Raw genomic sequence first — 26,942 nt, forward strand, 5'->3', positions numbered from 1 at the left:
ATCATTTCTTCCCCCTAATTAATGATAAAAAAAGCCCCTATTTTACAAGGAGCTTTTTTCTAGTTGATTAGTCACGGTTTCTTCTTTTTTGGAAATTCCCTTTGCGGTTTCGTCCACCCTGGCCTCTACCACCTTGGTTTTTTCCACCGCCTTGATTGCGTTTCCCGTAATAACGTTTGTTATTAGAACGACCTTTTTCTTGCTGAGCTTTTTTAACACTAATAGGTGCAACTCCAGAAATTTGTACTGGAACATCTCTTCTTTCCTTCGTTAACATTTTAAGTGCAGCAGCAACGATGGTTACTGAATCATGTTCTTCCAGTAATTCATTTGCTGTTTGATGATATGCATCAAGTTCGTTCTTTTCAATGGTTTTTAAGATTTTTTCAACTGTTAATTGTTGTTGACCAATACGTGCTTCCTTATTAGTTGGAGGAACCATTCGTTTCATTTTACTTTTCGTAACCTTCTCAATTAATCGAAGGTGTGCCATTTCCCTTGGTGTAATAAATGAAATTGCTTCTCCAGTACGTCCTGCACGTCCCGTACGACCGATTCGGTGTACATAACTTTCCGGATCCTGAGGGATATCAAAGTTATATACATGGGTAACACCTGAAATATCAAGTCCACGTGCCGCCACATCCGTAGCTACTAACACATCTACTCGTCCATTTTTAAATTTATTTAACACAGACATACGCTTCCCTTGTGTTAAGTCACCATGTATTCCTTCTGATCTAAACCCTCTAGCCTGCAAGCCTTCTGTGATTTCATCAACACGTTTTTTCGTTCTACTAAATACAATTGCCAATTCAGGATTTTGCATATCCAAAAGATTGGTTAACGTGTCAAACTTGTATTTTTCTGGTATTTCCACGAAGTGTTGGACGATATTTTCTACTGTCATTTCCTTCGCTTTAACCTTAACCTCTTTTGGCGTATTCATTAAGTTCGTTGCGATATCGCGAATTTCTTTTGGCATTGTCGCTGAAAATAGAAGCGTTTGTCGCTCGCTAGGTACTTGTTTTAGAATTTCACGAATGTCATCAATGAATCCCATGTTTAACATTTCATCCGCTTCATCCAAGACAACGGTGTGTACCGTATTAGCACGAATTGTTCTTCTTCTGAAGTGATCCAATAATCTTCCAGGTGTTGCTACGACAATTTGAGGACCGTCTTTTAACGAACGGATTTGTCTGTCCATAGGTGCACCGCCATACACTGGAAGAACACGAACTCCTTTAAATCTACCTAAACGGTTTAATTCTTCAGCAACTTGGATAGCTAACTCTCTAGTAGGAGCTACAACTAGTCCTTGCACCTTTCTTTCTGCTGTATCGATTTTTTCAAGCATTGGGATTCCAAAAGCAGCAGTTTTACCTGTACCTGTTTGTGCTTGCCCAATGACATCATGACCCTCTATTGCAAGAGGAATAGTTTGTGCTTGTATTGGTGTTGCTTCTTCAAACCCCATCTTTTCTAATGACTTCATAACCGGATTTGAAATTCCTAATTCATTAAATGTTGTCACGCTTTCTAATTCTCCTTTGTACAAATATTATATTTTTTAGCGTTTGACTTGCCGTGATGCTTGTACCGAGAATTACATCACCCATTTATCTTATCTTATCCATTTATCCGAAATCTTACCTGTCTCCAAAGATACGAACTCATCCTCAAGATAATGCAATTTGAATATGCTTCAATTCACAGAAAGTGGAAAAGGCTTCAGCCTGAAAGGAAAAGCCCTATGATTTTCATCTTATAACGTACTCTCCTAGTTCTTAAGGAGTCTCTTGACGCCTGATTTATAATCAGGCAATAAGCACCGTGGCAAATTAACCGTTAGTCTATGATAACATACGAATAATGGTAAGAGCTAGTTGCAAATGATTTTTCCATTGGGGCATGATAAAATAAGAAATTAAGTTGAAGTAAAATATCATTGAATTAATTCTTTAGGAGGCAAGAGAATGAGAGTTCCTCCATTCAATCCATACATAGCTGTTGTAATTGGTGTGTTATCTGTTTCCACATCAGCAGTACTGGTTAAACTAGCTGGCGATGCTCCAGCAGCAATCATTGCCAACTACCGTTTATTAATCGCCGTCATACTAATGGCTCCGATTATGTTCCTGAAGTATCGTCATGAGTTTAAGTTAATTACGAGAAAAGATTGGTTATTATCTACCCTTGCTGGCATCTTCTTAGCTTTTCATTTTATTCTCTGGTTTGAATCTTTAAATTATACATCCGTTGCAAGCTCCGTAGTCCTTGTAACACTTCAGCCGATATTCGCTTTTCTAGGAACATATCTATTCTTTAAAGAACGTTTCACACCAGGGGCAATTATTAGTATGATTATCGCCCTTCTCGGTAGTGTCATTATCAGCTGGGGAGATTTCCAGATTAGTGGAATGGCGTTATTCGGGGATATTTTGGCCTTTATAGGCGCCATTGCGATCACAGCGTATTTCCTATTAGGACAAAATGCCAGAAGAAGATTATCTTTAATGACCTATACGTTTGTCGTTTATGGTGTTAGTTCCATTACGTTAATTATCTATAATGTACTATTGCAAAATTCATTCACCGGATATTCAACTAATTATTGGCTAATTTTCTTAGCTCTAGCGATATTTCCAACCTTCTTTGGACATACACTATTTAATTGGGCGTTAAAATGGTTAAGCACTTCAACCATTAGCATGGCAATTGTGTTTGAGCCAATTGGAGCATCTGTCTTAGCCTATTTTATTTTAGGAGAAAAAATTACCTGGTCCCAATGGCTCGGTGGAACGATTGTCATCTTCGGATTATTCTTATTCATCCTGAGTACTACTAGAAAATCTAGTGTTACCATTCATAAAAAAGTTCAATAAGATATCACTATGTTTACAAGTAAATAAACGATATAATAGTAGCAATATTTAAAACCAAAGAAATAAGGTGATTCGATGTCAATTCAATTAATGACTGATGGCGGTGCAGATATTCCGAAGGAGCTTATGGACCTTGCCGATATTAAAGTGATCTCATTATATTTAAACTTTAAGGATACCCAATATAAAAGCGGTGTAGAACTTGATCTCCCTAGCTTTTTTAAAAAAATTGAAGAAACGAAGGAACTCCCCCGTTCAGCAGCACCAAGCCCTAATGATTTTTATGAAGGGTATAAAGAAATTGATCCTACAAAGCCGATTTTAATGATTAGTTTATCGAGTGGCTTAAGTAGCACTTATGAAAACGCTGTAGCCGGGAAGGAATTACTACTAGATGAAGAGCCTGAGAGAAAAATCGAAGTCATCAACGCTCGTACAGCCTCTGCAGGGCAAGCATTGCTCCTTTTCGAGGCATATCAGAAGATACAAGAGAATTATTCACTGGAAGAGCTAGTTCTTCACCTGAACAGTAAAGTTAAGCAGACAGCAACCCTATTCGTATTAAAAACCTTAGAAAACTTGGTCCTAGGTGGCCGAATTGATAAGGTAAAAGGAACGTTAGCAAAGACACTGAATATTAAACTGTTGATGAAAGCTAGTGATGAAGGAACGATTGAGGTCGCCGAAAAGGTACGAGGTGACAAAAAGTCCATTCGCCGCTTTGTCGATCAAATTGGGGAATATGCGAAGACCTTTGAAGATAAAATATTAGTTATGACACATTACAACGCAGCAGAACGTGCTAAGTCTGTATTACATGATATCAAAACGAAATATCAATTTAAGGAAACATATTTAACGGAAATGGGGCCATTAATCTCTACGTATGGTGGAGAAGGAGCTTTAGTTATTTCTTTCTTTAGGGATTAAATGAATAAATACGAATAAAGAGATTGGGACAAAATGAAAAGCCCCAATCTCTTCTTTTTAATCGCCATTATCCTTGTCAGAAGATCTAATCATAATCCTTTACCGCTTTGCTATACTAAAACTTCACTACGTTCAACTGGTCGTTCTAAAAACTCATATACGATCCGATTTAGAGCATCCTTATCACTGCCTAAACAGATTAGATGTCTAGATCGCTCAAAAAAAACGACTTCCTTCCATTTTGCGGGTATTTCCTTATCTAAATAATAGGCAGTCTTATACGGTACTAAACTATCCATCTGCCCCTGCGCAATTAGCACTGGTGACTCCACATTTTTAAGATATTTTCTCGTTAACTTAACCAGCTTTAAAAATTCAATATTAGCCTTTAATGGGACACTACCTAACTTCCTTTTGTAATGACGATATAGCTTATTTTGCCCAAGTTTTCCAGTAATGCCATCTTTTATGACATCCCCAATGTCAACACTAATACGCTTCAACGATAAGTACTTTCCTGCAGTAGCTAACAATACTAGCTTTTCAACTTTATATTTAGCTGCTAAATATGCGGCTATCATTCCCCCCATTGAAAAGCCAATAAGGTAAATCTCATCATATCTTTCCTTTAAATGATTTAAAGAAGCTTCTGCAGAATCAATCCAACTCTTATAATTTACATTTTCAAGAGCTAACTTTTCCCCATGTCCAGGTAAAGTCGGGACTGAGATATGCCAATCTGTATGTTCTTGTAAATAGTCCGTTAACGGCTCTAGTTCATGAGGACCACCCGTAAAGCCATGAATAATTAAACAAGCTATCATGATTTATTCTCCTTTATGAAAAACGTATTAAAGAGCTTACGTGTACTTTTCTTTTACCCTAATTAACCGAAATTAATTCAGTTAGCTCTCCATTCCCGCCTTATCTATAATCTCTTTCTTCATTAACGGAAATTTTTCATAAAGTCGCCAAATTGTTTGATGATTGGCGATACTTGATGATATGTGTTTGCAATTTGGCTCACCGTAGTTAACACCTTATCTAAATTCACTTGCCCACCTTGATTTTGGAATGGTGTCGTCGTTGCATTTTGCTGCTGGGCTTGTTGATTCGTTCCTTGGGATTGGTCCAAATTAGCATACCAGTCCTGTGGTTGCTTTGGTTTGGCAAATTGTTCAAATGGTGATTGATACTGTTCATATAGGTTTATATAGTGCTGTTGATATGGAATCGAATGGAAAGGTTGTTGGGTTGGCTGATGATGGTAGTAATTAGGCGGATTTACCGGTTGTTGGTATGGAGGGTAACCAAATTGTCGCATAAATAACACACCCTTTCCTTAGCCTTTTTCTATAATTTATGCAGATAGCTCATGTTTTGTGTGTTATTAGCTGATTGTTTGGAGGAATTTAACATGATTGGAGCAGCCCTTATATCTCTAGTCTGCTAGAAATGCTTTACAAGCAGACTAGAGTCATCTCATTCCTCTTAGGGTGACTACTCCCTAAGCAGGAATCTATTCAAGAGACAAGCTTCTCATGAAGTCTTGCTCTTACGAATTTTTAGCTGTATAAAAGCATAAAGTAAAATCACTATTGATACAACGGAATAATGCGGGTTCGTATAGCAGGCGATAATAATTCCTAAGCTACCAAAAGCAATCACACCTTTGAAGGAAAATTGCACTAATCTTTTGTTAAGACTTTCAAATGCATTGTCCATCTTGTTCATATAATGAATCATATATAAGCTCATTACCAATAATAAGAAGGTAATCGACCACCAAGAATACAGGATAACCGCTATAATCGTAATAGGAATCAAAACTGGGATAAAACCAATTATTGCCCAGCGCCTCATCGTCCTACGATAGCTTTCGATATTCCAAGGCAATACTTGCACAATACCTGAGTGAAACCGATCGACAAACAAACTTGCACAAAAGGCAGTATAGATATGGATACTTAAAGCGATTAAAATCATGCCTAGAAACTCATTAAAGAAGGATAAAACTGTAATGGCCAATACTAAGCCACCAATAACTTGTACGATATATTCTATATTCCCTCTAAAATGCTGTAACCATAGCCTTCTATAGATAGCAGAGTCTGTATAAACAAATGGCTTCTTTCTAGATGCTCTATTCAAAAATAAATTGTGCTTTCTTTGCCGTTTAAATTTCACTTTCGTAGCTTTTGAAACGGCAGGCATATTCCAGACTAAGAAATCATTTACCTCTGTCACTCTTCCCCAATTGATATTGGTGAACATTCGTTTAAATAGTAGAAAATTACTGAGCACAACGATAGTGAACACAATAAAACTAATAATCATATTTACTTGGGTTACCGTTCCTAAAAAGTTAACCAATATAAGTACAACGAAAAGGATGAACCTAGGTATAAACCTCACTTGAAAAAGCTTCCATTGTGGAATCGTCATGAGCAACTCAATCAACCAAAACACAGCTAAATATACAACTATAATTTCTGGTTTAATCGGGGTAATTAAAATGATAGCAGCACTAACGATAGCGTATTTCAATAGTAGCTTTACCCACTTCTCAAGTGCTGTAAAGAGAACAATTCGCTTCATTTCATATGGAAGCATAGCTAATTGATACTCAGAACTAGTAATCAAAATGCCAGGATTACGAAAGGACTGAAACACATAGCGTAAAGGAAGAATAGAAAATATGAGCCAAAATCTTTCGGTTAGCTGTTCCTCAATGAATAGAAACTGATCTTGATAAGCTGCTAAAAAATCATTAAAGATAAAAATGCTAGCAAACACGTATCCACCAACAATTAAAGAATAGAGGCTTGTTGTTAAGTCAAAGGACAGCGCCATCATTTTCTTATATACTTTCATCTTCTTGCGGGCCCTGCCTCGTCTAATTAACCAATATGCTTGCCAAGAAGAAGCATTATTCATTACACATCACTTCTCCTCTTAATCGTTTCAAACTCTTCAATTAATCCTTTATGTAATAACTCTCCTTCCTGAAGCATGATAAATTGGTTAGCAAGTCCTTTAACCCGTTCCAATTGATGCGTGGTTAGAAGTATAGCCGTTCCATTCGCTATCTTTTCCTTTAACAATTCTTCAAAGTAATCTATCGCATATATATCAAGTCCCATAAAAGGCTCATCAATTAATAGAAGGGGAACATCGGGAAGCATGGCACAAATCGTTTGTACCTTTTGTCGCATCCCTTTCGATAATGACTCTGGGTATTCATCCAACTTCCCTGTTAATTCAAACCCTTCTATATATCGCTCTATTCGTTTCATTAGCTCGCCTTCTTGAATACCATAGCTCTTACCGTACAATTGAAAATGTTGCATAGCGGTTAGCTCCGACATTAATAATGGCTCTTCTGGAATAAACGCTATTCTCCGTTTAAATTCGAGAAAATGTTTATCTTGACTATAGGTTTCCTCAAGCGTTATTTCTCCATTTGATTTTTCCTGAATCCCCATTATCGTCTTCATTAAGGTAGATTTACCTGCTCCATTATGCCCAACCAATGCAACAACAGACCCCTTCTCTATCGAAAACGAAACATTATTTAATAATCTAGTAGAAAGCACGTCAACATGTAATTCATGGACATCTAACACGTTCATTTTCTATCATCCTCTCTTTCCTTTACTATTACGATATTTTAATAAAAAGGTTTCAATTTCAACAATATGCCACACTAATTACGGTAAAATCCGAATATTATACATCGTTTTTTGTCGTTTTTTGTAAAAAACGTGTAAAAATAGTGTAAATTACACAAAAAAAGCCTAGCTTTTTCTAGTATTTTGTTATTTAATAAAATAGTAAGAAAAAAATAATCTTTATATTTTTTAGGAGGGTCACAATGAAGAAACTTTATGGTCTAGTGCTTATTCTTGGACTAGCACTTGTACTTGCAGCATGTGGAGGCTCTGATGATAACCAAGATTCATCAGACGAAAATACATCAGGAGATACAAATAAAGAAGAAGAAACAGCAAGCGAAGGAATGATTCCTGATACATTAGTAATGGGATTCGTACCATCTCAAGATTCAGATAATATTGCTAGTACTATACAACCTTTAGCTGATCGCTTAGGTGAAGAGCTTGGAATTGAGGTTAAAGGTGAAGTTATGACTGATTACAACGCACTTGTTGAAGCAATGGGTGCTAACCAAGTACATGTTGGATTTATCCCTGCATTCGGATATGTTCTTGCAAATGAGCAATATGACGTTGAAGTTATCTTAAAATCTATCCGTTATGGTTCAGGTACTTACAAAGCACAATACGTAGTACGTGCTGATTCTGATATTGATAGTCTTGAAGATTTAAGAGGAAAAGTATGGGCATATGCTGACCAAGGTTCAACTTCTGGTTACTTATTCCCTGCAAACCAATTAATGGAAGAGTTCGACATTGCGACTGCTGCTGAGTTAGAATCTGATTTCTTCAGTGCTACAAGACAAGCTGGTGGACATGATAACGCAGCAATCCTTGTTTATGAAGGTGATGCTGATGTTGCTACTACTTTCGACGATGTACGTACTGAACTTGAAGAAGAATATCCAGATATCATGGAGAAATTAAAAGTTTTAACATACACAGAAGATATTCCTAACGACACAATCTCTGTAACGAAAGAACTAGACAAAGAGTTTGTTCAAAAAATTAAAGATACTTTCTTATCCTTTAACGATGATGAAGATATGATTCAAATCATGAACGATGTTTACAACTGGGATGCTATCGATGAAGCGAAAGATGAAGAGTATCAAGTAGTTAAAGATACTTACGCTAAATTCAAAGATTCTGTTGGTTTCTAATAGAAGTAACTAGTTTAATAACATAACAAAGGGGAAGGTTAGTTGACTTCCCCTTTGTTATGTTACATTTTGTAGAAAAATGTTACAATATATGAAAAACTTAGCCTTTAATGGAGGACTTATTATAATGATAGAATTTAAAAATGTGGGCCTTGTCTATCCTAATGGAACGGAAGGTTTAAAAAACATTAATGTAAAAATCAATGATGGCGAATTCGTTGTTATTGTTGGATTGTCAGGTGCCGGAAAGTCTACATTTATTCGTAGTATTAATAGATTGGTAACCCCTACTTCTGGATCCCTTCTAGTAGATAATGAAGATATCTTAAAATTCAAAGGTAACAATCTTCGCAAACTTCGCACGAAAGTCGGCATGATTTTCCAAAATTATAACTTAGTCAAGCGTTCAAATGTTTATAAGAACGTTCTAGCCGGTCGTTTAGGACATACTGGTACCTTACGATCCATCTTTAGTCTTTATTCTAAAGAAGATAAAGCATTAGCTTATGAAAGCTTAAAACGTGTTAATATTGCAGAAAAAATTTATAGCAGAGCAGATGAACTAAGTGGTGGGCAACAACAGCGTGTAAGTATTGCACGTGTATTAACACAAAAGCCTAAATACATTTTAGCGGATGAGCCAGTAGCATCACTGGATCCACCTACTTCTCATCAGGTTATGACGTACTTAAGAAAGATCAATAAAGAAGATAATATTACAACCATTGTAAACCTACACTTTATAGATATGGCAATGGAATATGCGGATCGTATCATTGGTATGCGCGCTGGAGAAGTAGTATTTGACGGACCCGCCTCAGAAGTAACCGAAAAAACATTCGAAGAAATTTATGGCCGTTCTATTCGTGAGGATGACTTGCGTGGAGGTGCAGAGGAATAGTGACTAAGGAAAATAGCACATTAACACAAAAGTCAGTACCTCTTTACCCTGCGAAAACTAAAATGCAAGTAACCATTATCTTTTTTGTAATTCTAGGAATCTATATTTTTAGTATGATCAAGACGCAAGAAGATATGGTAGGGGGCTTCAGTGGCGCTCTAGGAAATATGTACGTTGTTATTGAAAAGTTCTTCCCACCAAATTTCGCCGTATTATCAGCGATTTGGAGTTCGATGCTAGAAACCATTAAGATGGCAATTATCGCCACTACGATTTCAGCAATTATTACCATACCATTAGCGGTTCTATCAGCACAAAACATTACAACATTTAAACCATTATATTATTTCATGAGAACGTTACTGAATTTATTACGTACTATTCCTGATTTAGTATTAGCAGTAATATTTGTAGGATTATTCGGCGTTGGTGTATTCCCTGGTATTTTAGCCCTTGCCGTTTTCTCTTTAGGTATCTTAGCGAAGTTGATTAGTGAGACAATTGAGTCAGTTGATATGAACCCATTAGAAGCAATGCGAGCTTCTGGGGGAAATGTATTTCAAGTTATCTGGTACTCATTAGTACCTCAAATAGCACCACAGTTCACTTCTCTAGTACTATATGTATTCGAAATTAATATTCGTGCATCTGTTGTACTAGGAATGGTTGGAGCTGGTGGTATCGGGCTAGTATTAAACCAGCAAATTAAGTTCTATAACTACCCAAATGCCATGACGATTATCCTAGTTATATTCGCAACGGTATTGATCATTGAGTACATTAGTAATAAGTTAAGGGAGGCATTGTTATAATGGAAAATTATCAATTACCTCCAAAGCCTGCTAAATCTACCTTTAAACGGGTTCGAACCATTACAATCTTAATTCTGGTAGCAGCCTTATATGTGTGGACATTCACTACTATTAATATTGATTGGGGAAGAGCGATCGAAAGGGCAATTAATAATTTCCATCGTGTTATTCCAAGACTATTCAGCCCCGACTGGGCAGCAGCTGCTGATGTAGGAGCTGCCATGCTGGAAACCGTATTTATCGCCTTTGCAGGTTCTTTAATGGCAGCAATCATTGCTGTTCCACTATCATTCTTAGCAGCGCAAAATATGATGGGTGGTAAAATTGTTTCTGTAATCGGTAAATGGATTTTATCTGCTATTCGTGCATTTCCGGATTTAATCTTAGCGATTCTTTTCGTAGTAGCAGTTGGACCAAATGCCTTTGCTGGGGTACTTGCCATTGCGATCGGCTCAACCGGTATGCTCGGTAAAATGTTCTCCGAAATTATTGAGTCAATCGATATGGATGTTGTCCAAGCTATGGAAGCTAATGGAGCTAACAAAATACAGATTCTATTCTATGGTGTCATGCCACAAATCATCCCTGAATTCCTATCTTATGCGATTTACCGCTTTGAGGTAGATATTCGTGCATCATCCATTCTAGGTATTGTTGGTGCGGGTGGTATCGGTACGATGATCGTATTCGCATCAAGTAACCGTAACTGGAATGAAATGGGTATGATTCTTCTAGGAATCATTATCGTTGTAACCATTATTGATTTTGCTTCTGCTAGAATTAGACGTAAAATAGTATAAGGAATGAAGAAAAACCGCGTGGGAACTAACCCAATGTTCGGTGCTTACTTTTCATTTAATCAGGAAACGAAATTGAAGAAATCCTCTTTAATTTCGTTTCTTTTATTCGTTGATAGACTAGATGGTTATTTTCTCGGTAGAAATACTAAGGTATTCCTAAATGCCAAGCAAGTACTAGTTTTTATAAGAAAGGATGTAGAATGTGTCAAATAAAACCATGCTCAAAATAATGTACACAAGTGATATTCATGGTCATGCCATGCCCCTATTATATGGTACGAACGAGGCTTACAATTTAGGGTTAGCAAAGTACACCTCAATCGTTAAACAAATTGTTCAAGAACATGATAATGTCATTGTGCTAGATAATGGGGATTTAATCCAAGGTACACCACTTATGACCCATTATGTAAAAGAACATCACGATAAAGAAAATCCAATGGTTGGGATTATGAATCGCATTGGTATTGATGCTAGTGTAATTGGAAACCATGAATTCAATTTCGGGAAAAAGATATTAACCGATGCGATAAACAGCTCTAACTTCCCTTGGCTCTCGGCTAACCTAGTTAATCAAGATGGAGAACCTTACTTTGGAAAGCCGTATATCGTTAAAGCCTTACCTAGTGGTATACGTGCAGCAATAGTTGGGGTAACCACACATTACATACCAAACTGGGAATCCCCAGCACATATTGAAGGGATTCAATTCCAAGATGCTCTTACAACCTTAAAGCATTGGGTAACACGGATTCGAGAAGAAGAACAGCCAGATATACTAATCGCGTCCTACCACGGTGGCTTTGAAAGAGATATTGAAACCGGTGAACCGACAGAGCCATTAACTGGAGAGAATCAAGGGTATGCCATGTGCCAAGAAATTGAAGGAATTGATGTTTTATTAACAGGACATCAGCATCGCATCCTAACCGGTGAGATAAATGGTGTGCTAATTGCACAGCCAGGAAATAATGGAAAAATGTATGGCGAAATAGAAGTGGAGCTAGAGCATGTGAACGACCAATGGAATATTACGAAGAAAAAAGCCGAAATAAAGCCTGTCAATGAAATCGAAGCTGATAAAGAAATAATGCACTACTTGAAAGAAATAGAATCTTCTACTCAGAGTTGGCTAGATTATCCTATCGGCTATATTGATGGAGATATGACCATAACAGATCCGTTAAAGGCCCGTACAACGAAACATCCGTTTATTCAATTTATTCAAAATGTACAAATGGATGTTAGTGGTGTCGATATCTCGGTTACCGCACTTCTCAATAATGAGTCTAAAGGATTCAAGTCTGTTGTTACGATGCGAGATATTGTCTCCAATTATATGTATCCTAATACACTGGTGGTACTTGAGCTTACCGGAAATGATATTATACAAGCGCTAGAAAAAACTGCGGAATACTTTGTTTTAGATAATGCTGGTAGCATAGTCGTAAACCCTTCCTATATTGAGCCAAAGCCACAGCATTATAATTATGATATGTGGGAAGGGATTAACTATACGATTAATGTATCGAAGCCAGTTGGTTCCAGAATTGAAGATGTAACATATCACGGTAACTCCTTAAAGATGGATGGAAAGTATCACGTTGTGTTAAATAACTATCGTGCCAGCGGTGGTGGAAACTTTGATATGTTCAAGAATAAGCCGATTATCAAAGAAATTCAGCGAGATACTGCAGAATTAATCCATGCCTATTTTGAAAAACATAAAACCGTAAAAGCAGAAGTCCATTCTAATTTTACGGTTATATCCTAATAAGAAAAATAGCGTTATATAATAAATAACTACTAGCACTACTCTGCTCCAGAAATACTACCCTTCCGACTGGTTAGATCGACGAATATTTCTGGAGCTAGAATAGTGTAGCATCAATTTCTTATTATGTTGACTACCTCAATTTTATAGTGACCTTTTAATCATCATCTCTATCGTCATCATCGCCTATTTCTGTATCGATAGAGATGGAGATAATGTCGCCTGTATAAGCATCTATATCGATTTCTGCTTCTCCATTAACACTTTCTATTTCAATTTCATAAATAAGACGTCCATCATCTTCATCTAATTCTAACTCTGTAATCATTCCATCAAACTCAGCAAGCGCAATTTTCTTGGCTGTTTCATAATCAATTATTGCTTTTTTTCCTTCCTTTTTGTTTTCTGTTTTCTCATTATCTGCTTGGTTATCTTTCTTTGATTCCTCTACTACATGGTCATCTTGATTATCCTTTGAATCAGTGGTCGTGTTATCGTCTGAATCATTATTTGTTTTTTCGTTCTTACTTTCGGATTCAGATGTTGAATTACTTGATGGTCTATCCTGTTTTTCAGAGATAGTTAAATTTGTTGATTCTTCTGTACTAGCATGACGTTCTCTTTGTTTAATCTTCAGCACTTCACCAGTATTACCATCTAATTTAATTTCATATTCCTTACCATTGCTTTCTACTTCAACCTCATAGACTACACTGTTAAAGCCCTTTTCCATTTCAATTTCTGTTATGGTTCCTGGATACTGCGCTGTTACAAGTTCCACAATTTCTTCTTTCGATAATTTAGGATCGGCTTGTGCAGCATTGGAATGATATATCCCTAAACCTAATACAGTAGCTATGGCAATACTAGATACCGTAATGATTACTTTCTTTTTCATTTTTTATTTCCTCCTTATTTCCTCTTGATGTCTTTATCATATACATCGAGAATGAAATAACCATAAGAGAAAGATTAGAATTAGATTAGAATGTACGTTACGTTAAAGGAAGCATGACTTGAAACGTTGATCCTTCTCCAAGACGACTATCTACTGAAATGGTTCCTCCATGTGAATGGATAATTGATTTCGCAATAGCTAGACCTAGTCCTGTTCCACCAGTGTTCCGACTCCTTGCTTTATCCATTCGATAAAATCGTTCAAATATCCGTTCTTTTTCTTCCTTTGGTATTCCTTGGCCAAAATCTCTAACAGATATAGCAATTTGATTATCAGATGGAGCCATAGTAATTATTACATTATCGTCACTATACTTCAGCGCATTATCGATTAGAATATAGAATACCTGCCTCAATTGATCTTGATTACCTAATATCTGAATTGGTTTCCCATTCTCATGGAGCTCGATATTTCTATCATAGGCACCCGTAAATACCTCGATCGTCTTCTCCATTAATTCGGTAATATTGACGCTTTCACTATGTTGAATTTCCTTGTTTTTAGCTAAAGCCAGTAATTGTTCTACGAGCTTTTGCATACGGTCAGCTTCCGATCCAATTGCGTCTAATGATTCCTTCCATAGCTCTGGGTTATCCTTCCCCCGTCGCTCTAGCAATTGTGTATAGCTTTTAATAATAGAAATTGGTGTTTTTAATTCATGAGAGGCATCCGATACGAAAATCTCCTGCATCTCATAATTGTCCTTCAAAGAATCAATCATATCATTAAACGTTTTTTCCATTTCATACAGCTCATCATTCGAACGATTCGTTAGCTCGATTTTTTTCCACTTCCCATATTTCATATTTTCTTTCATCGTACTGATTAGTGATTTTATGGGTTGAAGCAAAAATCGAGCCAATAGATTCCCAGCAATAATGATGGGAATGATGATGATAATCGAAGCAATGGTTAACACATAAAATAGATTTTTCATATTAGCAGTTAACGCAACTAGCTCTTTGTATACTTGAAGAGTAACGATGTCCCCGTCATTCCAAATGATTGGTTTAGAAACCGTAGCATATCGATTCCCTTCAAAGGTAATCACTTCCCGTACCTCTGATGTACCATATCCCCCTGGAAGGTCAAAATAATCCGCTGACTTCGAATGAACGAGAGGATCCCCCGATTCCGGATAGACTCGTATGATTCCATCAGCTGGCAAAAAAGCCTTTATCAACTCCCCAGGTGGTATTTCAGGATTTTCATTAACCGTTGCTATTACAGTATTTGTTTGTTCGGTTAGTTCGGTTAGCTCCGTTTCAACAGAATTCTGGTAAAACAAATAGTAAATCGAAGCGTTTATCATTAAAATAAACAGGAACATAAAAAAACTTGTAAACAACTGTATCTTGGTTCGTAGCTTCATACTAGGAATCCTTTATAGAATATCCGACACCACGTACGGTTTGAATATACTGTTTCGAATATCCTTTTTCAATTTTTTGACGGAGGTACCGAACATATACATCCACTACATTTGTCTCGCCAAAATAATCAAATCCCCACACCTGTTCAATTAATTGATCTCGTGATAGCACGATATTCTTATTCTTTAATAAACACACGAGCAAATCAAATTCTCTTGGAGTGAGTTCGATTTTATTTCCTGCACGCATAACTTCATGTGCATCCAAATCGACAATTAAATCCCCAACAGAGAGTGTATTCTTCTTTACAGTACTTTCTATAACAGGCTTTCTAAGATGCACACGGATTCTTGCTAATAATTCTTCGATTTGGAACGGCTTTGTAACATAATCATTAGCACCTAAGTCTAAGCCGCTTACTTTATCATGGACAGCGTCCCTCGCAGTTAGAAGGATGATTGGTGTACGTTCATCTGTACGTCTAATTCTACGAAGTACTTCTAAGCCACTTAATTCAGGGATCATAATATCCAGCAATACTAAATCCCACTCTTTCTCTTGCATAAGCCTTAATGCATCTTTACCATTATCTACAATCTCAGTAAGATAGCTTTCATATTCTAATTCAAGCTGTATTACTCTACTTAGCTTTTCCTCATCTTCCACAATAAGTATGACTGGTTGGTCCATTTCATCACCCACATATCCGTTCTTTTCGTTTACTATAACAAACAAAGATTAAAAAGTAATGAGAAACTATCGATTAAAATAATTGCTTTCCCATTTATTTCAGTAAATAATGATTACATATAAAGGAGGGATTGTTTTGTTAGCACTTGATCATATTGTCATTGCTGGAAAAAATGCTGAAGAAGCGAGTGAAAACTATCATAAACGTATGGCAATTAAAGCCATTAAGGGTGGAGAGCACGAAAATTGGGGAACGTACAATTACCTTGCCTATTTTTCAAATGAAAGCTATATTGAATGGCTTGGGATACAGGATTACGATAAAGCGAGTGAGAGTGATAACCCCTTAATCAAACATTTAGTTTATCGGCTAGACCAGAATAAGCCTGGCCCATTCCAATTTGCTCTCCGTACCAATCAAATGGACGAGTATAAGAAGCATTTTCAAGCGAACAATATTCCCTTTGATGGTCCTTTTTCTGGTGAAAGACTACGGCCTGATGGAACATTATTGACTTGGAGGATGCTGTTTCCGAAATATCATGTAGAGGATGAAATGCTACCTTTTCTAATTGAATGGGGTAATTCCAGTAATGCCCCTACAACACAAGGGTTAACCAATCCACAAGCCATCATGAACATTCATTACAGTGGTGTTAATAAAGCCACTTTTATGGATATTTATCAATTAAAAAACAGAAAAAGCCTATCTAACCAATTTTTATTAAGAAATTCCAAAATAAGTTTTAAGGAAAGTGGCGATTTATCGTTTGAATTGGTTTAATAAATAAAGTTCTATCCGAAACCGTGGTTAAATAAACTACCAACTAACTAATAAAAAATAAACCTAATTACCTCATAACGGCGTGATTAGGTTTATTATCGTACTACATCTCGTCTGTTTATTAACCTAATTGTTGATGTAGGAACTCTGTAACAGACTCAGGTGTTTTCGTATAGGCACTATGTTGATGGGCAAGCTTTTCTCCATTTTGGAAAATCAAAATACTTGGAATACCCATTACTTCATAGGTTTGTGCGATTCCTTCTAGCTCATCTGTATTTACTTCATACCAGGCATAATTATTAAACTCATCTAAAATCCCGTCTATAAACATGTCCATTCTCTTGCAGTCCGGACACCAATCAGCAAAGAATTTGATGATTACTGGTTTATCACTTTGAATTACTTCATTGAATTTATCCATTGATTGAATGTGTTCCATGCTATCTCTCCTTTTCCATCCTTATTGTAACGATTAAACAAACGTTTGTCTTATGAATTGCTTACTCCTTATATTCCACTCTTCCTAGTACATACGCTACAAATAAACCGCCTGCAAAAGTCACTACACTTAATAATAAGAAGGGAGTAGATTCTGGCCAGCCTGGAAATACAACAACTATTGAGCCAATGACTAGTCCAATAATTAAAGCAAACGTTCCACTACGATAATGCTTAAAAAAGTAGTGAATAAGCTTACTCATCGTCAGGATACCAAGAACAATTCCCAATCCAACAACAGCGATAATCGTTAATTGAAGATTACTAATCGCACTAATTACTGTAGCATAAACACCCATTACTAGCAGAATAAATGAACCGCTAATACCAGGTAAAATCATAGCAGCACTAGCAATAAACCCGGAAAAAAATAACAAAACATATGTAGATAAGGTAAACTCCTCTATAACTACCCCTTCGCTTTCATGCAGAAATACCATACCCGAAACGATTACTGCTCCAATGATTAGTAGTATATAATGGTTTACTTTAAAATTTGCCTTCACATCAGCTTGACGAAATAAATAAGGCAAAATACCAATTATGAGCCCTAAAAAGAAAAACTGAGTCGGTCCTGGAAAATCCTTAAATAACCATTCAATTAATCGACTTAATAATAGCACTGCACCTGCTATCCCAATACCTAATGGAATGAGAAAACCTAGGTGTTTTTTCCACTCCTTGCTAAATAGTCCATTTATAGAAGCAATTAATCGGTCATAAATACCTAAAAGGACTGCAATTGTACCGCCACTTACCCCTGGAATAACATCACTTGCTCCCATCATTAATCCGCGGTATATATTTTTCCATTCCATTGAAATATCCCCTTTTACATTACTATTTATTATAATATCAAATTATAGTTGTAATTCATATTAAAAGTTAGTATACTATAAATAAGCTACTTTGCATCGCAAGGTAGCTTATAACAAAGTCGGTATCTTGTTACACAAGGTAGGTGAAATTCATGTCTTTAAGGAGTCAATTACTTAAGGGCGTATTAGAGGGTTGTATTCTTTCCATCATACAAAAGCAGCCTACATATGGCTATGAGTTATCTGTACGATTACAGGAATTCGGATTGTCTGATGTAAGTGAAGGATCTATTTATCCCATCTTGTTACGCCTTCAAAAAGAAAAATTAATTGAAGGCACGATGCAAAAATCCGAAGTTGGCCCTAAGCGAAAATATTACCATCTGACAAAGCATGGCCTACATGCATTACAAGAGTTTAAAACCCAATGGGAAAACATTAAACATCCTGTTGACAAAATCATTGATATAGAGGAGGAGTAGCATTGAATTCCAAAGATATTATTAAGATTAATAATGAAATGAGAGAAAAGCTTACGGAAGAGAACCTAGCAATCTATGAAGATATGCTTGTCTATATTCGGTTAAACGGAAATAAATCCGAACAACAAACCGAAGAGGTATTATTTGAACTGTTGGAGCATTTATTACATGCACAGGAAGAAGGAAAGACGGCAAAAGCAGTATTTGGTAATGACTTGAAAAAGTATTGTGATGAGTTAATTGCGGAAATCCCAAGTGAAAAGAGATCAGCATCAATTTTGTTTGGCGTTTATATCGCAATCGACTTTTTAGCATTTTTGAGTTTGATATACGGGATACTCAGCTTTGGAGCGTATCATTTCTTTAATTTAGGTTCCAATGAATTTACCTTTGCTCTTGGATCAGCTATTACCATAATCCTAATCTATCTACTGTTACTATATATTTTTATTGTGCTTGTGTTCAAATGGATTAAAAAATCATTATTTAAAGATGAAAAACCGAAAAAGTGGGTAGAGTTTTTCAAATTATGGGTTATTTGTACATTATGCATTGGGTTGTTAGTACTCATTCCATTCATCTTCCCGAGCTTCGGAATGGAGATTAGTATTCCTGTATTAAGCTTTGCTGTGGTAGGTGTTGTACTATATACAGTTAAATTTATATTAAACAAAAAATATAAAATAACGAAATAAACTTAAAGAAGATGAGACTAGAGGCTAGCTCTCATCTTCTTTTTCATTTTCAATAAACTTCAACTCTGGTACCCATTGTGACATATGGGCTTTTATTTCTTCATAATGGTTATGTGCATTAGGTAATTCTTGATTCGTTAACTGAAACATCGGGATTACCTCATATCCTCTCCCCTGTTCATACTTCACATAGGTTGGTAGAAATTCAGGGGAATGAACCTCTATTTCGGTTTTTCCATCTGATAATGTTTTCGTTACATGAAACTTAAATACCCCACCAATTTGGCGATAAAATTCATCCTGTCCTGAGAGAAAATTTCCTAAAGAATAAATAACTAATGTACGATTTCCATCCTCTCCTATAACCCAATCCACTGGTTGCAGGACATGGGGATGGTGTCCTAGTACAACATCCGCTCCTTGATCCGCTACAAATTGTACTAAATCCTTTTGAGCTTGATTAGGCATCCGCTCATATTCATTACCAACGTGCAGACTCAATACGATAACATCCGCCTTCTTCTTGGCTGCTTCTATTTCTGATGCAATCAGTTCTTGATCAATCAAGTTTACTAAGTACCCTTTTCCCTCAGGAACCGGAATTCCATTCGTGCCATAGGTATAGGATAAAAAGGCAACAGATACCCCTTCTTCCGTTTCCATCACACGAAGCTCTTCTCGATCTTGCTCACTTTTATAAGAACCTGTGTACATCATATCAATTGTTTCCCAATGCTGAATCGCTCGTTGTATTGCTTCCTCTCCACGGTCCAATGTATGATTATTGGCAAGTGATACGACGTTAACACCAGCCCATTTCAATGCATCTCCTACTTCTTGCGGGCTATTAAATGCTGGATAAGTAGAGAGCCCTAATTCGGTTCCGCCAATCATCGTCTCTTGGTTAGCTATGGAAATAGTCGCATCACTTATAAATGGCTTCACCTTTTCTAGCATAGGTGTAAAATCATAACCAGTATCATTCCAGGCATCATCATAAACACTACTATGAATTAACATATCTCCAATTGCTGTGATTGCTATTTCTTGCTTCACTTCCACTTGCTCTTTCGGTTCCCTAGACGCTTTCACTTTCTCTACGTGGGAACTTGCAGTTCGTGCATTATCAACATCTTCCTCTGATGTTTTTATTCCACATGAGAATAACAGCATGCTTAATAACACAAATACCCCTATTAATCTCCCCTTTGCCATAGACCTCTACCTCTCATACTTTTCATTCATTATAACACGGGAGGCAGGTAATCCTTTCAAATAATATTAATTTTCAACATTTTTCTACAGCCTGTACCACAGTATTTAGTTGGAATGGATAGTATAGTAATCATCTTTTATTATCTTAGATTACTGGATACTTACACGAATTAAACGCAACGTTCAGCCATCAGCTTCCTGCACCCGTCCAATAAAAAACAACTACTTTTAAATGAAAGCAGCTGTTTCATTCGATACTATTCTATTCTCTCAATAATGGTCGCATTAGCCATACCCATTCCTTCACAAATAGCTAATAACCCGTATCGACCTTTTATGCGCTCTAGCTCATAAAGTAATGTTGTCATTAGCTTTGTTCCAGTTGCACCTAGTGGGTGTCCTAGGGCAATGGCACCTCCATTTACATTGAGCTTCATTGGATCTGCTCCCGTTTCTTTTAGCCATGCAAGTGGGACTGGTGCGAAGGCCTCATTTACTTCATATCGATCAATATCCTTTATTGCTAAACCTGCTTTCTCTAATACGATTTTAGTGGCAGGTATTGGTCCTGTTAGCATTAGTGTTGGGTCAGAACCAACAACAGCTCGAGCCACTATTCTCGCCTTAGCTTTGATACCTAGTGCATCTGCTTTTTCTTTTGACATCAGCAATACCGCACTAGCTCCATCACTCATCTGACTGGAATTCCCTGCTGTAATCATGCCATTTTCTTGGAAAACTGGCTTCAAATTAGATAGTGCTTCTAACGATGTATCTGCTCTTGGTCCTTCATCCACTTTAAATTCCTTCCAATTTCCCTCCTGATCCTCAACTTCAACAGGCATAATTTCTGCATCAAATTTTCCCATTTCTATTGCTTTTAATGCCTTCTGGTGACTAGATAAAGCGTAATCATCTAATTGTTCCCGGGTAAATCCCCATCTTTCTGCAATTTTCTCAGATGAAACTCCTTGGTTCACAATTTCATAGCGTTCTAATAGCTTACCACTCGGCTTTGTCTTCCCTATATTCGAGAACATAGGAGCCCTAGTCATACTCTCTATTCCACCAGCAATGACCATGTCCATATCACCTGAGGCAATTGCTTGCGCTCCGAAATGAATAGCTTGTTGGCTGGATCCACATTGTCTGTCAATCGTAGCCCCCGGAACATGTATTGGGAAACCTGCAATAAGAGCCGCGGTGCGGGCAATATTTCCACCTTGCTCATTGACTTGGGTAACACAGCCTAAAATTATATCCTCTACTTCACGTTTATTCACGTTTGTACGTGTCATTAATTCTGTTAAAACAACAGCTGCTAAATCATCTGAGCGGTAATGAGATAAGGCACCGCCTTTTCGACCAACTGCCGTGCGAACCCCGTCTACAATAACGACTTCACGCATACATCTCACCTCTAATCCCTTTTACGTTCATTATAGATTATGTTTTCGGATAATTCTATATTTTAAAGCAAGAACAAAATTAAAAAAATGAAACTATAGAACACTATTTTCGTATAGAATAATAGTTGTTATGTATAAAGGGGGAATATGATTTGAAACGTACAGCAGAATATACACTTGGAATTATCGGAGCTGTATTTTATGTTTTTTCAATCGCAATGGGCGCATTAAGATTATGGATGGAGAATAATAAAGATTACTTAAAGGATTATATGATGGATAATCAAGATGAGTTTCAATTAACGCCATCGGACATCGATATACTGGAGGAATTCTTTAATCTGAACCTTGCCTCACCAGGGATATTACTAGTTATCATGCCTATTTTAGCAATCATTCTAGGTATTGTTGCAATGGTTCTCTTAAAAGGAAATAAGCATCCAGTTGCAGCTGGTGTCATCTTTATTACAACTGGTGTAGTTTATGTTATCCTTACTGCTGGCGGCGGCATTCTAAGTGGAATCTTATATTTAATCGCTGGTATTCTTTGCTTAGCTCGTAAGCCAAAAACCATTATAGAAGAATAGTAATTTACTATACTATTGCAAGACAGTGAAACAGGACTTTAGACTCACACAGCAATAGTATAGTAGTATATAATGAACATATACTTTATTATCTAATGGTTAAATCCCATTTGAGGTGTAAATAATGAAACGCTACTTAACGTCGATTTTTCTTCTTATCACTGCAATTATTATCTTCATTGGATTAAGAATCGATTTACCATGGACTGGTATCGTTACATGGGGACTTGCCCTCATTACGTTAATTTTTGCAGCATATTACACGAAATATATTCCAGATCGAAAAAAAAGTAACAAGAGGAAATAAACAAACGTTTATTTCCTCTTTCTTTGTGATACTATTATTATTCACCTAAGAAAACCATTGCCTCGTAGGGCCCTAGATTGATCGAGGTTACTTCTAGACTATTGTGGTCTGGATAGTTACCGATTAACTTTTCCTTTGGGATAAAATCCATATTCTCTGGTAATGTCCATTCTATTTCTTTGTCTGTAAAATTAGTAATGACAAGTAGCTTCTTGCCATTCCATGTTCTCAAGTAAGAGAAGTCTTGCTGACTCTCAGGGTGAAGTAATTGATAATCACCATAAACAATAATCTCATACTTTTTCCTTAACTGAATTAATTCTCGGTAATAATGGTAAATAGAATTAGGATCCTTCACGGCCGCTTCTGCGTTAATCTCTTTATAATTCGGATTTACTTTAATCCACGGCTCACCTGTTGTGAATCCAGCATTTTCATTACTATCCCACTGAAACGGTGTACGTGCATTGTCTCTTCCTTTTACATAAATCGACTCCATTACCTTTTCAGGATTTTCATTTCCATCGATTACTTTCTCTTTATACATGTTCAGGATTTCAATATCTTTATATTCATCAATGGACTCAAAACGAACATTGGTCATACCGATTTCCTCTCCTTGATAAATATAAGGAGTGCCTTGAAGCATATGAAGGAACGTTGCTAGCATTTTAGCTGATTCTACTCGATAATGTTGATCATCACCGAATCTGGAGACAACCCTCGGTTGATCGTGATTATTCAAATAAAGGCTATTCCAGCCTACACCGTGTAGTCCTGTTTGCCATTTCGTAATACTTTGTTTTAAATCCCGCAAATCTAATGGCTTTAAATTCCACTTTCCACCTGGTCCAGAGTCTAAATCCATATGTTCGAATTGAAATACCATTTGTAGCTCATTTCGCTCTAAATTAGTATATAATGTTGCTTCTTCGACATTTACTCCAGGCATCTCACCAACAGTCATGATGTCATAGCCTGCTAACACTTCCCGATGCATTTCTTGGAGGAACTCATGAATTCTTGGTCCATTCATGAAATAACGGCTGCCCGATACATATTTTTCCCCATTCGGATTAGGCGCATCTGGTAATTCTGGTACTTTTGAGATGAAATTGATAACATCCATGCGGAAGCCATCAATTCCCTTATCTAACCACCATTTCATCATGTCATAAATTTCTTGCCGAAGCTTAGGATTTTCCCAATTTAAATCAGGCTGTTTTTTACTAAAGATATGTAAATAATACTCATCGGTGACCGAATCTAGTTCCCATGCAGATCCACTAAAAGTAGATTCCCAATTATTCGGCTCCTTACCGTCTTTTCCTGGTCGCCAAATATAATAATCACGATAAGGATTGTCTTTCGATTTTCTTGATTCTGTAAACCAATAATGTTCATCAGAAGAATGGTTGACAACTAAATCCATAATTAATTTCATATCACGGGAATGAATCGCATCTAGTAGCTTTTCCCAGTCTTCCATTGTCCCAAAATCATTCATGATTTGCTGATAGTCTGAGATATCATAACCATTATCATCATTGGGAGATTGATAGACTGGTGAAAGCCAAATGACATCAATTCCTAAATCCTTTAGATAATCTATCTTTTCTATAATCCCGTTAATATCGCCAATTCCGTCACCATTACTATCACGAAAGCTGCGAGGATATATTTGATACACTACAGATTCCTTCCACCATGCCTTTTTCACGATTAACCCTCCATTTAAATGAAATAAGGATGTCTCTTTAGGGTCAGGAGCACCTCTTTAGAGACATCCCCATTTACTTCACTCGTCTAGCAAAATCGATAAACCGGAACTTATCTGGTCTATGTCTTGACTCCGTATATTGAAACAGGCTAGCATCTTCCAAATAGACTAAACTTTTAATGACAACGATTAAGGAGTACCCTTTTACATCTAACAAGGTTCTATCCTCTTCCGTTAATTCTTCTACAACGATTTCCTTTTGAGCAAATCCAATGGAAAGTCCCAGTTCATTCTCGAGGTGCTCATAAATTGACTTCTTACAGATGTCCTCTGATAAAAGTGGAACAAATTGATCAGAGAAGTAATCTTTATCCAAAATGATCTTTTCCCCTGATATTTCGCGGACTCTTGTTGTTCCCCACACCCGATGGTTATCGATCTTTAATTTCCGATAAACTGGATGGCTTTTATCTAGATACGCTATGGACTTTACATAGGTATTACTATCCAGCTTCAAATTCGTTGCCAATTCTTTAAAGCTGACAATACCCGATACTGGAAAGGAAAATTTATTTACGTCCAATATCATAGAGCCCTTCCCTTGAATTTTTTGAATATAGCCGTTTTGCGCTAATAAATTTAGTGCCTTTCTTACTGTTTCTCTTGAAGTATGATAGTCACTAGCTAATTCATTTTCAGAAGGTAGCATTTCATTTGCTTGCCATTGTTTAGAATCAATTTTATTCGCGATATCCTCATATATCGTGACATATTTCCTTTGCATTTAAGCCCCTCTTCTTATTTTACATAATACACGATAGACTCATATGGTCTTAAAGTAAACCTAGATGCATTCGGTGAATCTGGATAATTGGATAGCAAAATGATCGTATTATCCTTCCAATCAATAGGAAGCTCCACCTTAGCTTCCTTACCATAGAAGTTGTTCACCACTATTAATTGTTCTCCGTTCCAATTACGTGTATAAGCAAATATTTGACGATCATCATCCAGCAATAGTTGATAGTCCCCAAAAGTTATAATATCATATTCTTTCCTTAATGCAATTAAATTCTGATAATGATTGAAAATAGAATTCGTCTCCTGAAGCTCTTTCTCCACATTGATTTCTCGGTAATTACTTGCTGGTTGAATCCAAGGTGTTCCTTTCGTGAATCCGGCATTGACTTCTGATGACCATTGCATAGGCGTTCTGGAATTATCTCGAGACTTTTGATTTAAAATCGCGATAATCTCATCATCAGATTTTCCTTTTTCTTTTAAAATCTTAAACGCATTAAGAGACTCTACATCCCGATAATCATGAATATCCTGGAAGTTTGGATTGGTCATACCAATTTCTTCACCTTGATAAATATACGGGGTTCCTTTCATCATATGGATCGTTGTGGCGAGCATTTTAGCCGATTCCACTCGATATTCTTGATCATTTCCAAATCTTGAAACGACACGAGGTTGGTCATGGTTACACCAGAATAACGCATTCCAGCCTCCCCCCTCATGCATGCCTACCTGCCAGTCGGATAGTATTTTCTTTAATGATAAGAAGTCAAAAGGAGCCTTTGTCCATTTTTCGCCATTCGGATAATCCACTTTCAAATGATGGAATTGAAACGTCATATCCAATTCCTGTCTTTCTGGCTTCGTATATAACACACAGTTTTCCAATGTAGTTGAAGACATTTCACCAACCGTCATCATGTTATATGGACTGAAAGCCTCTTTATTTAGTACATGTAAATACTCGTGAATTCTCGGACCATCCGTATAGAATTTTCTACCATCACCAGTGGAATCATTCGGAAAATCTTGATTCTTCGATATTAAATTAATTACATCAAGACGGAATCCATCAATCCCTTTATCCGCCCAGTAATGGATCATGTTAATGACTTCTTTTCTTAGCTTTTCATTTTCCCAATTTAAGTCTGCTTGGGTAACATCGAAAAGGTGTAAATAATATTGTTCTGTTTTCTCATCATATTCCCAAGCAGATCCGCCAAATTTAGAGAGCCAATTATTCGGCTCTTTCCCGTCAATTGAATCCTTCCAAATATAGAAATCGCGATAAGGATTGTCTTTAGATGAAGCTGCTTGCTTAAACCAAGTATGTTCTGTCGATGTGTGATTGATAACTAAATCCATAATCAATTTCATTCCACGCTTATGTGTTTCCGCTAACAGTTCCTCAAAATCCTCCATTGTGCCATACGCTGGCTCAATAGAGAAATAGTCACTAATATCATATCCATTGTCTTTTTGTGGAGACTTGTAAATAGGTGTCAACCATAGTACGTCGACACCTAATGTATTTAAATAGTCCAGCTTTTCGATAATACCTCTAATATCTCCTAATCCATTGCCTGTTGTATCCCGAAAGCTTTTCGGATAAATTTGATAGACTACCGCTTTTTTCCACCATGGTTCTTGCTGCATACTA

General features: G+C 36.7%; 27 protein-coding genes. 12 read left to right on the top strand and 15 right to left on the bottom strand.

The genetic code is table 11. The annotated features are described in order from the left end of the window. Positions 1 to 67: 67 nt before the first annotated feature. Positions 68 to 1,537 carry a DEAD/DEAH box helicase gene (locus MKY78_RS07365; protein WP_339217131.1) on the bottom strand — a complete coding sequence of 490 codons (1,470 nt, stop codon included), beginning with the start codon at positions 1,535 to 1,537 and terminating at the stop codon, positions 68 to 70. A 442-nt stretch (positions 1,538 to 1,979) separates the two neighbouring features. Here MKY78_RS07365 and MKY78_RS07370 point away from each other — a divergent pair, with 442 nt between their 5' ends. Next, positions 1,980 to 2,888: a DMT family transporter gene (locus MKY78_RS07370; protein WP_339217132.1), complete on the top strand. Its 909-nt coding sequence runs from the start codon at positions 1,980 to 1,982 to the stop codon at positions 2,886 to 2,888. Positions 2,889 to 2,963: 75 nt separating this feature from the next. Next, entirely contained in the window at positions 2,964 to 3,818 is an 855-nt protein-coding gene (locus MKY78_RS07375; protein ID WP_339217133.1) for a DegV family protein, read from the top strand. 110 nt (positions 3,819 to 3,928) lie between these two features. Here the strand turns inward: MKY78_RS07375 and MKY78_RS07380 are convergent, their stop codons facing one another. The 4 genes from MKY78_RS07380 to MKY78_RS07395 form a co-directional block, all read right to left on the bottom strand. Next, positions 3,929 to 4,642: an alpha/beta fold hydrolase gene (locus tag MKY78_RS07380; RefSeq protein ID WP_339217134.1), complete on the bottom strand. Its 714-nt coding sequence runs from the start codon at positions 4,640 to 4,642 to the stop codon at positions 3,929 to 3,931. Positions 4,643 to 4,764: 122 nt separating this feature from the next. Beyond that, the gene (locus tag MKY78_RS07385) at positions 4,765 to 5,142 is read right to left on the bottom strand and encodes a YppG family protein (RefSeq protein WP_339217135.1); all 378 of its coding nucleotides are present in this window, start codon (positions 5,140 to 5,142) and stop codon (positions 4,765 to 4,767) included. 215 nt (positions 5,143 to 5,357) lie between these two features. Further along, the gene (locus tag MKY78_RS07390) at positions 5,358 to 6,755 is read right to left on the bottom strand and encodes a hypothetical protein (RefSeq protein WP_339217136.1); all 1,398 of its coding nucleotides are present in this window, start codon (positions 6,753 to 6,755) and stop codon (positions 5,358 to 5,360) included. Further along, positions 6,755 to 7,450: an ABC transporter ATP-binding protein gene (locus MKY78_RS07395; RefSeq protein ID WP_339217137.1), complete on the bottom strand. Its 696-nt coding sequence runs from the start codon at positions 7,448 to 7,450 to the stop codon at positions 6,755 to 6,757. The genes MKY78_RS07390 and MKY78_RS07395 overlap by 1 nt, the downstream gene beginning before the upstream one ends. 242 nt (positions 7,451 to 7,692) lie before the next feature. On the opposite strand from MKY78_RS07395, the gene MKY78_RS07400 reads away from it, so the two are divergent. The 5 genes from MKY78_RS07400 to MKY78_RS07420 all read left to right on the top strand — a co-directional run bounded on the left by MKY78_RS07400 (position 7,693) and on the right by MKY78_RS07420 (position 12,942). Further along, complete coding sequence (locus MKY78_RS07400; RefSeq protein WP_339217138.1) at positions 7,693 to 8,655, top strand: phosphate/phosphite/phosphonate ABC transporter substrate-binding protein; 963 nt, start codon at positions 7,693 to 7,695, stop codon at positions 8,653 to 8,655. A 127-nt stretch (positions 8,656 to 8,782) separates the two neighbouring features. After that, on the top strand, positions 8,783 to 9,556 hold the full coding sequence (gene phnC, locus MKY78_RS07405) for a phosphonate ABC transporter ATP-binding protein (protein WP_186869675.1): 774 nt from the start codon (positions 8,783 to 8,785) through the stop codon (positions 9,554 to 9,556). Further along, a complete protein-coding gene (gene phnE, locus MKY78_RS07410) occupies positions 9,556 to 10,368 on the top strand; it encodes a phosphonate ABC transporter, permease protein PhnE (protein WP_186869674.1) in 813 nt (270 codons plus the stop codon). The genes phnC and phnE (MKY78_RS07410) overlap by 1 nt, the downstream gene beginning before the upstream one ends. Continuing rightward, positions 10,368 to 11,168 carry a phosphonate ABC transporter, permease protein PhnE gene (gene phnE, locus MKY78_RS07415; RefSeq protein WP_339217139.1) on the top strand — a complete coding sequence of 267 codons (801 nt, stop codon included), beginning with the start codon at positions 10,368 to 10,370 and terminating at the stop codon, positions 11,166 to 11,168. The genes phnE (MKY78_RS07410) and phnE (MKY78_RS07415) overlap by 1 nt, the downstream gene beginning before the upstream one ends. 217 nt (positions 11,169 to 11,385) lie before the next feature. Next, on the top strand, positions 11,386 to 12,942 hold the full coding sequence (locus MKY78_RS07420; protein ID WP_186869714.1) for a bifunctional UDP-sugar hydrolase/5'-nucleotidase: 1,557 nt from the start codon (positions 11,386 to 11,388) through the stop codon (positions 12,940 to 12,942). A gap of 157 nt (positions 12,943 to 13,099) precedes the next feature. On the opposite strand, the gene MKY78_RS07425 is transcribed toward MKY78_RS07420, so the two are convergent. The 3 genes from MKY78_RS07425 to MKY78_RS07435 form a co-directional block, all read right to left on the bottom strand. Further along, a complete protein-coding gene (locus MKY78_RS07425; protein WP_339217140.1) occupies positions 13,100 to 13,840 on the bottom strand; it encodes a PepSY domain-containing protein in 741 nt (246 codons plus the stop codon). A gap of 97 nt (positions 13,841 to 13,937) precedes the next feature. Continuing rightward, positions 13,938 to 15,272: a HAMP domain-containing histidine kinase gene (locus tag MKY78_RS07430; protein ID WP_339217141.1), complete on the bottom strand. Its 1,335-nt coding sequence runs from the start codon at positions 15,270 to 15,272 to the stop codon at positions 13,938 to 13,940. Position 15,273: 1 nt separating this feature from the next. Further along, positions 15,274 to 15,963: a response regulator transcription factor gene (locus MKY78_RS07435; protein WP_186869670.1), complete on the bottom strand. Its 690-nt coding sequence runs from the start codon at positions 15,961 to 15,963 to the stop codon at positions 15,274 to 15,276. 136 nt (positions 15,964 to 16,099) lie between these two features. Here MKY78_RS07435 and MKY78_RS07440 point away from each other — a divergent pair, with 136 nt between their 5' ends. Then, on the top strand, positions 16,100 to 16,747 hold the full coding sequence (locus tag MKY78_RS07440) for a VOC family protein (RefSeq protein WP_339217142.1): 648 nt from the start codon (positions 16,100 to 16,102) through the stop codon (positions 16,745 to 16,747). A gap of 121 nt (positions 16,748 to 16,868) precedes the next feature. Here MKY78_RS07440 and MKY78_RS07445 read toward each other — a convergent pair whose 3' ends face one another. Together MKY78_RS07445 and MKY78_RS07450 are read right to left on the bottom strand one after the other, a co-directional pair. After that, positions 16,869 to 17,189, bottom strand: a complete 321-nt coding sequence (locus tag MKY78_RS07445) for a thioredoxin family protein (protein WP_186869668.1) — start codon at positions 17,187 to 17,189, stop codon at positions 16,869 to 16,871. 61 nt (positions 17,190 to 17,250) lie between these two features. Beyond that, a complete protein-coding gene (locus MKY78_RS07450; protein WP_211742361.1) occupies positions 17,251 to 18,066 on the bottom strand; it encodes a DUF368 domain-containing protein in 816 nt (271 codons plus the stop codon). Between the two features lie 152 nt (positions 18,067 to 18,218). On the opposite strand from MKY78_RS07450, the gene MKY78_RS07455 reads away from it, so the two are divergent. Both MKY78_RS07455 and MKY78_RS07460 read left to right on the top strand, forming a co-directional pair. Next, positions 18,219 to 18,548 (top strand): PadR family transcriptional regulator, encoded by a 330-nt coding sequence (locus MKY78_RS07455; protein ID WP_339217143.1) that lies wholly within the window; start codon positions 18,219 to 18,221, stop codon positions 18,546 to 18,548. A gap of 2 nt (positions 18,549 to 18,550) precedes the next feature. After that, positions 18,551 to 19,243: a DUF1129 family protein gene (locus MKY78_RS07460; protein WP_186869665.1), complete on the top strand. Its 693-nt coding sequence runs from the start codon at positions 18,551 to 18,553 to the stop codon at positions 19,241 to 19,243. A 24-nt stretch (positions 19,244 to 19,267) separates the two neighbouring features. Here the strand turns inward: MKY78_RS07460 and MKY78_RS07465 are convergent, their stop codons facing one another. Together MKY78_RS07465 and MKY78_RS07470 are read right to left on the bottom strand one after the other, a co-directional pair. Further along, positions 19,268 to 20,458: a CapA family protein gene (locus MKY78_RS07465; RefSeq protein WP_339217144.1), complete on the bottom strand. Its 1,191-nt coding sequence runs from the start codon at positions 20,456 to 20,458 to the stop codon at positions 19,268 to 19,270. A 257-nt stretch (positions 20,459 to 20,715) separates the two neighbouring features. Continuing rightward, the gene (locus MKY78_RS07470) at positions 20,716 to 21,867 is read right to left on the bottom strand and encodes a thiolase family protein (protein WP_339217145.1); all 1,152 of its coding nucleotides are present in this window, start codon (positions 21,865 to 21,867) and stop codon (positions 20,716 to 20,718) included. A gap of 152 nt (positions 21,868 to 22,019) precedes the next feature. Here MKY78_RS07470 and MKY78_RS07475 point away from each other — a divergent pair, with 152 nt between their 5' ends. Next, on the top strand, positions 22,020 to 22,454 hold the full coding sequence (locus MKY78_RS07475) for a DUF4064 domain-containing protein (protein ID WP_339217146.1): 435 nt from the start codon (positions 22,020 to 22,022) through the stop codon (positions 22,452 to 22,454). 124 nt (positions 22,455 to 22,578) lie between these two features. Further along, entirely contained in the window at positions 22,579 to 22,761 is a 183-nt protein-coding gene (locus MKY78_RS07480) for a hypothetical protein (RefSeq protein WP_339217147.1), read from the top strand. Between the two features lie 37 nt (positions 22,762 to 22,798). Here MKY78_RS07480 and MKY78_RS07485 read toward each other — a convergent pair whose 3' ends face one another. From MKY78_RS07485 to treC, 3 genes are all read right to left on the bottom strand, one after another. Next, a complete protein-coding gene (locus MKY78_RS07485; protein ID WP_339217148.1) occupies positions 22,799 to 24,481 on the bottom strand; it encodes an alpha-glucosidase in 1,683 nt (560 codons plus the stop codon). A gap of 73 nt (positions 24,482 to 24,554) precedes the next feature. Further along, the gene (gene treR / locus MKY78_RS07490; RefSeq protein ID WP_339217149.1) at positions 24,555 to 25,265 is read right to left on the bottom strand and encodes a trehalose operon repressor; all 711 of its coding nucleotides are present in this window, start codon (positions 25,263 to 25,265) and stop codon (positions 24,555 to 24,557) included. 14 nt (positions 25,266 to 25,279) lie between these two features. Continuing rightward, positions 25,280 to 26,938, bottom strand: coding sequence for an alpha,alpha-phosphotrehalase (gene treC, locus MKY78_RS07495; RefSeq protein ID WP_339217150.1), 1,659 nt, complete (start codon positions 26,936 to 26,938; stop codon positions 25,280 to 25,282). Between the last annotated feature and the right edge of the window lie 4 nt (positions 26,939 to 26,942).

This window comes from Ornithinibacillus sp. FSL M8-0202, from assembly GCF_037975285.1.
In the GTDB taxonomy this organism is placed as follows: domain Bacteria; phylum Bacillota; class Bacilli; order Bacillales; family Amphibacillaceae; genus Ornithinibacillus; species Ornithinibacillus massiliensis.

What these genes read in the sequence shown, in the direction of transcription:
- MKY78_RS07455 (WP_339217143.1), top strand. Translation starts at nt 18,219, where the DNA reads ATGTCTTTAAGGAGTCAATTACTTAAGGGCGTATTAGAGGGTTGTATT.
- MKY78_RS07375 (WP_339217133.1), top strand. Translation starts at nt 2,964, where the DNA reads ATGTCAATTCAATTAATGACTGATGGCGGTGCAGATATTCCGAAGGAG.
- MKY78_RS07430 (WP_339217141.1), bottom strand. Translation starts at nt 15,272, where the DNA reads ATGAAGCTACGAACCAAGATACAGTTGTTTACAAGTTTTTTTATGTTC.
- MKY78_RS07400 (WP_339217138.1), top strand. Translation starts at nt 7,693, where the DNA reads ATGAAGAAACTTTATGGTCTAGTGCTTATTCTTGGACTAGCACTTGTA.
- MKY78_RS07480 (WP_339217147.1), top strand. Translation starts at nt 22,579, where the DNA reads ATGAAACGCTACTTAACGTCGATTTTTCTTCTTATCACTGCAATTATT.
- MKY78_RS07395 (WP_339217137.1), bottom strand. Translation starts at nt 7,450, where the DNA reads ATGAACGTGTTAGATGTCCATGAATTACATGTTGACGTGCTTTCTACT.
- phnE (WP_339217139.1), top strand. Translation starts at nt 10,368, where the DNA reads ATGGAAAATTATCAATTACCTCCAAAGCCTGCTAAATCTACCTTTAAA.
- MKY78_RS07385 (WP_339217135.1), bottom strand. Translation starts at nt 5,142, where the DNA reads ATGCGACAATTTGGTTACCCTCCATACCAACAACCGGTAAATCCGCCT.
- treC (WP_339217150.1), bottom strand. Translation starts at nt 26,938, where the DNA reads ATGCAGCAAGAACCATGGTGGAAAAAAGCGGTAGTCTATCAAATTTAT.
- MKY78_RS07435 (WP_186869670.1), bottom strand. Translation starts at nt 15,963, where the DNA reads ATGGACCAACCAGTCATACTTATTGTGGAAGATGAGGAAAAGCTAAGT.
- MKY78_RS07420 (WP_186869714.1), top strand. Translation starts at nt 11,386, where the DNA reads ATGCTCAAAATAATGTACACAAGTGATATTCATGGTCATGCCATGCCC.
- MKY78_RS07465 (WP_339217144.1), bottom strand. Translation starts at nt 20,458, where the DNA reads ATGGCAAAGGGGAGATTAATAGGGGTATTTGTGTTATTAAGCATGCTG.
- MKY78_RS07450 (WP_211742361.1), bottom strand. Translation starts at nt 18,066, where the DNA reads ATGGAATGGAAAAATATATACCGCGGATTAATGATGGGAGCAAGTGAT.
- MKY78_RS07470 (WP_339217145.1), bottom strand. Translation starts at nt 21,867, where the DNA reads ATGCGTGAAGTCGTTATTGTAGACGGGGTTCGCACGGCAGTTGGTCGA.
- treR (WP_339217149.1), bottom strand. Translation starts at nt 25,265, where the DNA reads ATGCAAAGGAAATATGTCACGATATATGAGGATATCGCGAATAAAATT.
- MKY78_RS07445 (WP_186869668.1), bottom strand. Translation starts at nt 17,189, where the DNA reads ATGGAACACATTCAATCAATGGATAAATTCAATGAAGTAATTCAAAGT.
- MKY78_RS07380 (WP_339217134.1), bottom strand. Translation starts at nt 4,642, where the DNA reads ATGATAGCTTGTTTAATTATTCATGGCTTTACGGGTGGTCCTCATGAA.
- MKY78_RS07390 (WP_339217136.1), bottom strand. Translation starts at nt 6,755, where the DNA reads ATGAATAATGCTTCTTCTTGGCAAGCATATTGGTTAATTAGACGAGGC.
- MKY78_RS07425 (WP_339217140.1), bottom strand. Translation starts at nt 13,840, where the DNA reads ATGAAAAAGAAAGTAATCATTACGGTATCTAGTATTGCCATAGCTACT.
- phnC (WP_186869675.1), top strand. Translation starts at nt 8,783, where the DNA reads ATGATAGAATTTAAAAATGTGGGCCTTGTCTATCCTAATGGAACGGAA.
- MKY78_RS07370 (WP_339217132.1), top strand. Translation starts at nt 1,980, where the DNA reads ATGAGAGTTCCTCCATTCAATCCATACATAGCTGTTGTAATTGGTGTG.